Here is an 11,054-nt window from a genome sequence, read left to right as displayed (position 1 = left end):
GGTAATTATTGGTGAAATTATCATGGTATGTAATATACGCCATTTTGGTGTGTTATAAACCACCAAAATGGAGTTCAATAAGCTGCTAGGCATATTGTGCCGACCTCAGCTAACCATATAGGAGTTAAGTTTGGCTGCAGCTAGTAATTCTGTCGTTCATTTAACGATGAGATATAAAAAGACTGAGCTTTCAATCGGTTCAGGAGTTATCTATAAGCACGGATCAAACTACTTTATTGTTACAGCTTGGCATAATCTGGCCGGTCGACATTCTGAAACATTAAAGCCATTATCAAATGAGTCAGCAATACCTGATAACGTAGTAGTTAATCTTGCCGTCAATGAGCCTACTTCTGGTATGGTGACTCGTCACTCAATTACAATCCAATTGGTTGATGAAGAAAAATCACTTTTTTATATCCACCCTGTAAATTATCCTCGAGTGGATGTAGCGATTATACCTTTTGACCCTAGTGGAACTTTTTTGTCTGAAATATACCTTTCAACAGGTAAACATAAAGACATTGGTTTTTCCCCCATCATGAAAGTACCTGGCGGTGGGACTACTGAAATATGCCCTATACAAAGCTATCTTGTTCCAAACTCTGAAGTGATTGATAAATGGTTTGATAGCGTTGATGTGACAGAGGAATTATTTATTCCAGGGTATCCACATAATGTGAAGGACTTTTATTCACAACCTGTCTGGAAGCGGGCCACAATAGCTTCATCTGTACAGTATGGTTGGAATAAGGAACCAAAATTTCTCATCGATAGTGCGTCAAAAAGCGGTATGTCAGGTTCTCCCGTGCTGTATTACAACCCTAACGGGCGGATTCAAATTCGCGGCTCTACATATCAACTCAACCAAGAAGCTGTGATTCTCGTAGGTATCTATGTGGGCCGTATAGGAGTTCAGGGAGATGTAGACCCTCAAATTGGGACGGTGTGGAAAAAGTCAGTAATAGATGAAATTATAGAAGCAGCGCACTTGGAAAAGCTCCCGTATGAAATAGAGTTATCGCACGATGAGATGGTTGAGAATATGCAAAGTATATTGGCAATGTGCTCTATTCAGGGCCTTCAAAATATCAAAAATCCAGAATTGCCATCTAGGTATTATGTTCGCAGATCGTTGATGGAAAAAATATGTGGAAGGGCTAGCCCAGAAGATGCTCTTGCTGCAGTGCTTGATGCAGCAGAAAAATATGATGGTGAGTTGGTTCCAGATGAAAATTAAACTAAGAAAATGCCTAACAAATCAAAGCTCGCGGATGCAGCAAAGCTGCGCTGGTGTTTGAGCCGTTACCGAATAAATACTCTAACGTGTTTTTGCCCCAAAAGAAGTTAGGGTAAATGCTTTAATGACTGCTTTGTACGTGCAACAATATAGTTGCTTATCTAGCTAAACTTAGGTGTAATGGAAGAATGTTTGACACTGAGCAGTGCAGGGAAAGCTTAAATAAGGCCAGATGCACCAATGAAATTGGCTTACTATAGTTTAGGTCATAAAAAGCAAGTTCCCATAGAATAAACAACACCAACTCTGACCCACCGAGCAGGTAGCGGCTCAGTCCAACAAGCGATTATGCAACACAATCTGCGTGTCGCATAAATAATAAAATGTTAGGCTTCGCAATTGTGCAATTCCTTGCCTAGAGTGCAATATTCTATAGGATGTTGTAAATTTGGATAAAAACTATGTGTAATAAACTTCTAACGTCAGTTCTAGCGAGTTTCCTGTTATCAGGATGTGTTTACTCAGTCCATACTTCAAAACTCGATACACCAATTAAGAGGCAAGTTTTTAAAGAGCAGAAAGTTACTAAGTTCTATTCTGAAATGTCGATTGATAATGTAGAAAAAACGGCATCAATTGGTGATGAGTTATTTAATGTAACTCGCTATTACGAGACTATTGAGTTCTATGAAATCATTCCGTTTTCTAGCCCAACTAGTGTTCGTTTTCCTCAGAAGCAAGAATGGATAGCAACTCACGAATACAATGACGGTGTATCTGGTGATTTACTCGTATATACGACCCCCGCATACCACCGGAGTCAAATCGGTGTTATTTTGGATGAACAGTATATTGTTTCCACTTTGGAACCACTGGTTCAACTTAGTGGTGCAAAAGAAGGGCGTCGTTGGAAGTTAAATGCACAGGGTAAATTTTTTTCTTTAAGAGAAAAAAGCACCCGTGTTACAGACGACCCTCGTTGGGGGGTGAGATTTGGTGGCGTTCAATCGGGAATGTATGTGTTTGAAATTATTAATCGCTCTGAGTCAACAGTTATAGAAGTTTTACAAACTCTGAAAGTTACTGAACAAGACTTTATGTCAGGTTTTGTAGTAAGAAATGTTTTTGTGAAAGGGACTCGTAGCTATAAGGCAGGTGTTATTGGGTTTAAAGCAAAAGACTTGAAAGCAACCAAAGCCTAATAAGGCGTTTAAGATGGATTCCCAACGCTTGGAGACTTGAGTTCAAATCAGTTTTAGTGTTTGAGGTGCAATAGTTGAGGTTAAGTGGTTGGCGTTGCTCACCACTTAACGCGGCGCTACCGAATAAATACTCTAACGTGTTTTTGTCCAGAAGTGAGTTACAACGAGTGTGATACTTTAATACTCAGTTGTAGCTTGATTCGGACTTGATAGTAGCAATTTGCATGAAACTTTATTCCTCTCCTACAATAGATACCTTATTTCTAAGATTTCCGGCTACCTTAATTAATAACGTTAAATCTATACCATCATACTAATATCTTTAATCAATACTCACCCACCCTTAGTGCCATTGAATAGCCCTGATTGGGTTACGCCCTACTTCAAGAAGATAAAAATAAATAAAAGAAAAATAAAATAAACAAAGGACAAAAACGCAGATGCTGAGGTGTATGCTTTATATACAACAAATGGTATGATGGTATAGAAAGTAACCGCTTAAGTGAATTACCTATGTCTTTGTATAATGATGTTGAGTTTGCATTTAACCAATTAGTTAGTGCAACTGAAGCACTTAACCAATTCCTTCATGAATGTGAGGTGGTTCATGCTGAATGCTATAAGTTACCAGCTTCAGCTGGTGACATGTCCGATACTAGTGGTTGGGAATTAGTAACCCCTGAAAAGCATACCGGCTTTACTGCATTAAGTATGGCCACAGGTTCTTTTGCCCGGTTTACGCCAGATTATAACCACTCACCTAAATACCCTTTTAGACTACCCGGCTTTATCCAATTGGCGCCAATTCATTATCAATCAGCTTCACAGTTGGTGGATGCATGTAATTTACAAAAAGTGATAATAAAAGAGCTCATCAACAGCAGCAAACTCAATCAAGGTCAAAAGCGAGAGCTAATACAGTCAATTTGCCCTAACGCTATTACCTTACAAATATACAGGCTGATCAAAGTTGCTGATGGCCCAGTTAAACGAGTTGGTTTTACTTGGTGTAACAAAAACAGTATGAGAACTATTAACAAAGAAGAGTTTCTTACTTATTTAGAAGGCAGTAAAGATAACCCTCCTTCAGGCAAAACTAGATCTGAATGGGCGCCATGGGTTGAAAAAGAAATTGAATTAGTAAAATCAAAACCAGGCGAAATTATCAAGGTGAAAAGACCTTTGCCAATTACACCTAAGCTGAACGTCTCTTTCACTGATGACACTAACACGGTTATGTTTTATGGCCATGTACCTATCATTGTATTCGGTGATGAGCCTTGTAAGATCTCACCATTAAAGAGTTGTATCAGGTCAACAAGTGAAGCTGAACATTACAATTACTTAATCAAGAGACTTTATGTAATGAATGAATAAATTCTTATACGTATTATGTACCTACGTATTATAGTGGAATCAAGTGTCACACAATTTTATCAATAGTCCAATTGAGATATACAGTCATTTATAAATCGTATATGTACCAATTTAGTTGGATTGGCAATTAGTTAAGAAGTTTGTTACAAATGAGTCATTCTGAAAAGCGAGCGACGCTGCGGTAGAAAAACGCGCGGTTCTCTCGCTACAAACGTAGCATGCACTTATGAGAACAATGGATTCGATAACAGTTTGTAGTTTTTCTGACTACATACGCGAGATAGAAGAACTTGACGAAACTTCGGAGCTTATATTATTTAGAGGGCAATCCGTTCAAGGTAACCTTCTGCCCAGTGTCTGCCGAGAAACTCCAACAAAGAATACTACTGAATCTGAAATGGAAACACTGAAAGAGCTCAGAAGAATGGGCAGCGCTTTGGTATCTAATGAGCAAATGTCTGATTGGGATTTACTTGTAGTGGCTCAGCATTTTGGATTAAAGACTCGCTTATTGGATTGGTCGAGCAATCCTTTGGCCGCTTTATGGTTCGCTTGCTCAGATCACAGAGAAGGGGACGTATATGTATATGTTCTGTATGCCGATGAATTTTTGCACAATGAAGATATAGGGCCTTTCGACCCTGGTTCCACTAGGGTTTTTAGACCAACACTGAACAACCCTCGCATTGTTGCGCAGCATGGGTGGTTCACATCACACAAGTACTCTTTGAAAAATAATAAATTTGTTGCGCTTGAGAAAAATAAGGAAATGAAGCGTTCCGTTTTTGAAATTCATGTACCAGAAGATTTTAGAAAAACTATGCTTAAAGCTTTGGATAGGCATGGTGTAAATAGTCACACTTTGTTTCCAGATCTAGAAGGACTATGTAAGTATCTAAATTGGCGTCACAATGGCGTATAACAAAGTTCTTCTACGGATAATTTACTAGTTGGCACTCCTTAATTTCCGCAAAGCACGTTGTTACCGAAAAATTACTATAAATCATTTTTATCTATATAAGGTTTAAAAAAGTAAGGTTTTAACTTTCATACACTTATACTTATTTTTTATCATAACGATTTATTTTCTTTGGTAAGCACATATGTCAGCGTTATTTTTAGATCAATTAATCAACTTTTTTAATGGCAGTATTGTTCATTTCACTAGCTTTGAAGCGTTCAAGTCGATATATGAAGACAAAGCTATTAAACCCAACATTGATGCTAAGTACTCTTCTTCATTCGGGCGTTACAAACCTTACTTTGCTTCCAAAGGTTGCGTTTCCTTCTTCGATTTTAGAGAACTTGAAAAGAGCACAGGTAATGTGGGGAGTTGTAATCCTATTACTATTTTAAATCAAACTGGTCGATTAGTTGCTTTAGAGCTCTCAAAAACAAAATATTCAAGCCTGATTTCTTGGGAAGATTGCAAAATCCATGGCCTTAATGGGTGTAATATAGTCCCTAATTTAGAAGTGGGTTTTAGAGGTGATGTGTCGTTAGGTGATATTTCAAAGATCTGCGTAATAACCAAGCCAAAAGTTTATTCAGCGCGACTCCAAATCAAGATACTTTCATAATGTTTAGGTACCCTCTTTCAATTGAAAAGTTCAATTCCTTTTTTAAAAGGTTTGCCATCGAGTGCAAGTCACACCCCCAAAAAAAAGATATCAATTACAGAGCGTGTTTCACTGTTCATTCTGGGGACAATGAAATTATCGAGAGTCGAAATACCTCATTAAGTGTATTTTGCAATATTCATCAAATACACTTTAAATCCAAACCCCGGTACTTAGTAAACCGCTCTTTAAAGTCTCAACAAATCACATGCCCTCTTTGTGATAATGGACAAAGCTTCACACTGGAGCAATTACAAAAACTTATCCTTGACAGTAAGACATTCCAGTTTAAATTGTGCGATAAATATCTAGCGAAGGTAGAGAACCAAAGCAACTTAATATTGCTTAGCAAAGATAAAATTGACCTAATATGCACCAAAAGCCTTGGCTCAGGCGTGAAATGCGGGAAAAAAGTTTCACATAAACTGAGTAATATTAAGCATGCCCTTCTAAAGAGTAGTACACACATTACTTGCCAGGGCCGCTGCGATTCAAAGTTAAAAGGTAAGTCTTCTCGACTAAGTATCAATGAATTAAAAGAACGGTTAATGTTGGCCAAGGGTTCGGAATATAGCCTACATTCATACAAAGGGGTTGGAGGCTACGCAATATTTAAGCACAAATGCGGTTTATTAATTAACAAGAAAATTCACCCCTTTTTAAATAAGGATAAAGTAACCCCTAGAAGCAATAAACACCTCACCGATTGTCCTGCGTGCGCCAAATCTATAAGTTCAAGCATTGTAGATCTCAAGCACTGGACATCACTAGTAACTAATCAGCAACTTGCATTACTAGATTTAAAACCAACTTTTTTATGTCGCTGCGGTAATGAATTTCAAACTGGTTTTGAAATTATACTTAGCCAAAAACACCACGGTTGCGCTGAATGTTACAAAAAAACATCACAAGAAAAGAGATATTTTCATTTTAATAAGCTTAGAGAAATTGTTAGTAAAAGAGGGTTTATATTGTCTCCACCGCTACCCAAAACATACAATTGCAATCTTCATGTAAAACGCACAGGAGAAAACCACGAGTACCCAAATACCCTTAGCTTTCTTCAACAATTTCCAGCCAGTAAAGATGGATTTAATCCCAAGTTTGAAGTTAAAAAACTCGCTTATGGCCGCTTTGCTGTAAATGATGAATGTTTTTCTGAAGAATCAATTGAAAGTGCGTTCTGGGCTGGCTTTATTGCTGCAGATGGATGGGTTGATGGTGATAAACGTATTGGCCTTTCTCAACACATTAACAATGAGCCCATTTTGATCGATTTTGCTAAGTATTTAGATTTTGGTAACACCTTAAGTTACCGGATTTCTGCAAGTAACGCGGTTATGGTTGAACTTAGATTTACCTCTAAGGTAATTGCTAAATCACTAAAACAATTTGGCATTGTACGAAGGAAAAGTTTAACTCTAAGCCCACCTAAATTCTCTCAATCAACTAATGTACTGGCATTTATTGCAGGCTATATTGAAGGTGATGGATGGGTTAGAAAATATTACCAAAGAAATAATAAATGCTTTTGTATTGGCTTATGTAGTGGTTCAAAGCAGTTCATCGAATGGGCTCATAATGAAATAAAGAGCCAGCTGGGAATTACTGGTTCATTTAGCACCAATCAAAATACCGTATCATTAAAATATTCAAACTCGGCTAGTATTACCTTGTTAGAGCGCTTATATCCTGTCTCTAACCAGAATAGTAAGATTACTAAAGCTTATTCAGAATTGGCATCTATAACTGGCCATGGCAAACTTGAAATTTCATCGTGATTAAAATAAAGCTTTGTTCCATCACTTTTCAAAATGTAGCTTTCCAAAGATATTGGGTCTGTTCTTAATGTACCTTTGATATGACATTCAACTGATGTACAGCCTCGTAAAACTAATGTTGTATTTGGGGTACCATCACTGAGAAGAGCAACAACCCTATTTGTGACGTAGGTATGCAAAAGATAAATTATACCTATAACAGCTATCACCATATTCCCAAAGCTTCTAAGTTCCCTAGATTCCGCCATATTTCGCCTACATTGTATTAATTTAACTCGCCTATTTTTCTAAGCGTACTTTAAATGAGTACTCTCTTTGCAATCTTCAATAAAAAGGCCTTAACAAATCATATATTTGTTAAGGCGCTTTGACACAACAACTTAATCATACATGAGTATTAAACCCACCAGCTAATTTTAAATTACTTCATTGCCTGGGTAACCGCATATGGCGTAGCAACCAACTTCAAATCTTCACCTATTTTGTATCGCATTTTATCAAGATCATCATTGAGCTTATCCAGTGATTCGATATATGGTTTAGCAACAGCCCCTTTTAGTGATACACCTACAGATGAATTTGACTTGATGTTATGAAGTACTTCCTGAAGTACCGTTATTATTTGCTGAGCTACAGCTTCCTGCGCTGTTGATGATAATGTCTTTGCGGCCAACCGAGGGCTTTTTAAAGCGCTTACTAACTCTGTAGCATTTAAATCTGCAATAGCTTGTAGTGCAATTTCATCTGCCGTCTGAGCTACATTCAGTCTTTTATCAATTTTGGCAACGAGCTTTTCTGCTATATCATCAAAAATGTACTTCAAGCCTCTGCTTGAGATAGTTTGTTCAATAGGGTTTAAGCAATTTGGATCTGTGCTTTCACACTTCATTACTCTAATTGAGCCTGTATCAGACTCTTCGAAAATATCTCTTAATGAGACAGTTGCAGGTTTAGTTATTACATCAATCCCGGTATCGGTCGAGCTTGTGCTTCCAGACTTTCTAGAAATAGTTGTACCGGTTAACGACATGATCAGATCTTTTAAGTTTGCACCACCCAAACCTGAGATTGAGGAATGGGTATAAGCACTGACATTTGCATTCACTAGAATATGATGAGCTGTATTAACTTCTACTTCGACACCATTTTTTTCTGCTTTAACAGCTGTATTATCTGTATCGCCTTTCGTAGCGTTTGCCTCACCTCTATCTGTTAACCAACCTGAAGCATCATTTGCGAGCCCTTCTAAAGCACCAAACTGCACTGAGCTCTTGAAAGTATCGACTGCATTTGTGCCGTCATCTAACTTTAGATCTCCCAAATATCCAACAGCCTTTTCGCAGCCATTAGCTGTCATTTGATTAAATTCATCAAGTTTTGTTTGAAGGTCTGACATTAACTTACTACATGAGGGACAAACTGAAGTTAAAGCCAAGTTAAAGGCGTATGATGGTACACCTTGTGCAATCGCTCTTCCCATTTGCACTAATTGGTCGGAGTTTATTAGGCTAAAGCTTCCAGCAAAAAAATCGATGCCACCACAGCCTCCAGATATTTTCGGAGGTTGAAAATTAATGACATTCGCTCTTACCCCTTTTACTCTGTAAGAAGCCCCACCAAAACTAATACCGTTTCTTGTTGGTGTACTGAATGAAGTAGCAGTTGTCGTTTGAAATGTTACAGCTTCAGTAAAGACATCTTCCATCACAGTTGAAGCATGAATTGATGGAGACAAAGCGCTAAGTGCAATTAGCACTGTTAATTTATTAATTTTAAACATTACTGAGCCTTTGATGTCGTTGAAAGGTTAATCTCATTAAGCCGTTTTCTGAGTAGATCAGATAGAATTGAAGGGTTGTCTTCTAACTTTTGCTTTTTAACTACCAAAGGCTCCTTTGACACAAGAATGTCTTTTACTTCTTGTGTTTTAACGAATTGCTCCTCACTAATGAGGTTCATCCGTTTTGCTGCATAGAGTGCTCTTTGAACAAGTTCACTACCTGATGCCATGCCATATTTAATTGTTTGAAAGTGTTGGCCATCATTTGAGACAAGCATTGTTGTAGGGGTAATGTTCACTTGAAACTTTCGAGACAAAGTCATGTTAGGGTCGATCACATGCTTAACTCCCGGGAACTCTTTATCTAAAAGAATGCCATCCATCGATATTGCTAACACATCAACCCCCATAATCTTAGCTAAGGACTCCATAGCAGGAAATTGTTGGTGACAATACGGGCAGTCAGAACGATAGAACATCCACAGCCCAGCTTTATCGAATAAAGAATTGAACACTTTGGCTTTATCTTTATTTGTTTTTACTTTATGAGCAAATAACGCATTACTTGAATTTGGTCGGCGGTTACTTTCAGAAAGCTGCTCTTCAAACATAAAAAATTCTTTTGTTTGATCGCTAAATGCATTCGCTTTGTCGATAGCTAAACGTTGTGCGTAATAATAGTTAGAAATGTTCTCTGTACTAGGATCATCAATAGCTGTATTGAGTAATTTAGGAAGGTTTTCTTTCAACCACGCTGAATTAATTTCAACCATTTCTGGTTGTTTCTTGTCATTTGGCTGTGCAGAATGAGGTTGCGCCTTTGGAACTTCTTGCTTTTCCTCATCTACAAGCTGAGGATCTTCGTAAAAGTGCCATCCTCTACTAGGTTTTTCTGTTCCAGAAACCGGTGAGCTTTTAGCAGACACAAAGCCAGCATTCATAACTCCCAATGCTACAATGGTTAAACTTAAATAGAATCTCATTCCTTTCAACCTACGAAATTTTAGCTACTTGCGTGTGTTGTACTCGAACTGATTGCTCTTGAATGAAATGATGAATATTTACTTTTTTAAGTTTGATTGTTTTCACTGATTTAGGATTAACACCACAACGACACCAAGGACAAGAAGAAGTGAAACTTTGGGTTGTTCTTAAATAAAAGCGGCCACATGAGCATCTATTGGGGTATAAGTCCTGCTTAGAAATTCCACAAAACAATGAATTAACTTGATTAATGTCAATTGGGTCGACCAAATCTTGGAAGCGCTTATTAAAGCTTATACAAACATTAACAAGCATATCTGCAAAAACATTATCAAAATCAAAATTAGGGTACAGAGCTTTAGCTTCATTAAATAGCAGATTCGCTATCAAAAAGCCTTCGCGGTTTGAATCAACCCATCCATAACCAACTGAATTTGCAATTTTCTTGAACTCAAATGGCTTAGAAGAAATAGTGTCTACTTCCCTTTTTATTTCTTTATAGCGTCCAATTTTGATATAAGGAAAGAGCTCGGCAACAAGAGCTGGTCTTGCATTAAGAGACATCAGCGTAACAATCAGTGAAATGTCTCTTGTTATATTATATGAAACACTTCTTCCATCCACTAAACCTATGAGTTCTGAACTAATTGCATTCATAATTAATTACCCACCACAGCGATTGAGGTACTTGCAGCTAAGTTTTTAAGCTTGCCAAGCTTAGAATCATTATTCTCAGCACTTTTAATAGCATCTAGCATTTGTTTAATTCCATTCAAACCAAGCGATGCTGCGTTAATAACTGTTTTTTCTCTAGCTAGTCGTTGCAATGTCATTGTACTTGCATCACGTATAGCAACCACATCAGCTTCAGATTGAATACAGAAAAGGTGCGCAGCCAATTGAATATCTACAACTGCAGCTTGTTTCACTAGAAGCAACGCACTAACTTGAATAGATATTGCTTCATCCAAAAATTGACTTCGATTTTCCATAACACAACCAATAAAAAATTATTAACAATGAAGCTGTATTTTAAACAGAAGGTCACTAAACTGGCAACTATACAAAGTG

The 11,054-nt window shown here is 37.5% G+C and carries 10 protein-coding genes; 6 read left to right on the top strand and 4 right to left on the bottom strand.

The genetic code is table 11. The annotated features are described in order from the left end of the window. Positions 1 to 130: 130 nt before the first annotated feature. The 6 genes from L1D51_RS18085 (at position 131) to L1D51_RS18060 (ending at position 7,219) form a co-directional block, all read left to right on the top strand. Positions 131 to 1,240, top strand: a complete 1,110-nt coding sequence (locus tag L1D51_RS18085) for a hypothetical protein (protein WP_199529351.1) — start codon at positions 131 to 133, stop codon at positions 1,238 to 1,240. 461 nt (positions 1,241 to 1,701) lie between these two features. Continuing rightward, positions 1,702 to 2,442 (top strand): hypothetical protein, encoded by a 741-nt coding sequence (locus L1D51_RS18080; RefSeq protein ID WP_162898091.1) that lies wholly within the window; start codon positions 1,702 to 1,704, stop codon positions 2,440 to 2,442. Positions 2,443 to 2,955: 513 nt separating this feature from the next. Next, positions 2,956 to 3,819: a DNA replication terminus site-binding protein gene (locus tag L1D51_RS18075; RefSeq protein WP_239964438.1), complete on the top strand. Its 864-nt coding sequence runs from the start codon at positions 2,956 to 2,958 to the stop codon at positions 3,817 to 3,819. A gap of 235 nt (positions 3,820 to 4,054) precedes the next feature. Continuing rightward, positions 4,055 to 4,741 (top strand): FRG domain-containing protein, encoded by a 687-nt coding sequence (locus L1D51_RS18070; protein WP_239964437.1) that lies wholly within the window; start codon positions 4,055 to 4,057, stop codon positions 4,739 to 4,741. Between the two features lie 181 nt (positions 4,742 to 4,922). Further along, the gene (locus tag L1D51_RS18065) at positions 4,923 to 5,399 is read left to right on the top strand and encodes a hypothetical protein (RefSeq protein WP_239964436.1); all 477 of its coding nucleotides are present in this window, start codon (positions 4,923 to 4,925) and stop codon (positions 5,397 to 5,399) included. 380 nt (positions 5,400 to 5,779) lie between these two features. Next, positions 5,780 to 7,219, top strand: a complete 1,440-nt coding sequence (locus tag L1D51_RS18060) for an LAGLIDADG family homing endonuclease (RefSeq protein WP_239964435.1) — start codon at positions 5,780 to 5,782, stop codon at positions 7,217 to 7,219. A 421-nt stretch (positions 7,220 to 7,640) separates the two neighbouring features. Here L1D51_RS18060 and L1D51_RS18055 read toward each other — a convergent pair whose 3' ends face one another. From L1D51_RS18055 to L1D51_RS18040, 4 genes are read right to left on the bottom strand one after another with little or no spacing between them, the layout of a single operon-like run. Beyond that, entirely contained in the window at positions 7,641 to 8,999 is a 1,359-nt protein-coding gene (locus tag L1D51_RS18055; RefSeq protein ID WP_239964434.1) for a conjugal transfer protein TraH, read from the bottom strand. Continuing rightward, positions 8,999 to 9,982, bottom strand: a complete 984-nt coding sequence (traF, locus tag L1D51_RS18050; RefSeq protein ID WP_239964433.1) for a conjugal transfer protein TraF — start codon at positions 9,980 to 9,982, stop codon at positions 8,999 to 9,001. The genes L1D51_RS18055 and traF overlap by 1 nt, the downstream gene beginning before the upstream one ends. A 10-nt stretch (positions 9,983 to 9,992) precedes the next feature. After that, a complete protein-coding gene (locus tag L1D51_RS18045; protein ID WP_239964432.1) occupies positions 9,993 to 10,640 on the bottom strand; it encodes a hypothetical protein in 648 nt (215 codons plus the stop codon). A 2-nt stretch (positions 10,641 to 10,642) separates the two neighbouring features. Continuing rightward, complete coding sequence (locus tag L1D51_RS18040) at positions 10,643 to 10,975, bottom strand: hypothetical protein (RefSeq protein ID WP_036973899.1); 333 nt, start codon at positions 10,973 to 10,975, stop codon at positions 10,643 to 10,645. Between the last annotated feature and the right edge of the window lie 79 nt (positions 10,976 to 11,054).

Origin of the sequence: Pseudoalteromonas shioyasakiensis (assembly GCF_022398475.1) — a bacterium.
GTDB lineage: Bacteria > Pseudomonadota > Gammaproteobacteria > Enterobacterales > Alteromonadaceae > Pseudoalteromonas.
Note: the sequence above shows the minus strand (reverse complement) of the source record. Positions and strands in the feature narration are given on the sequence as shown.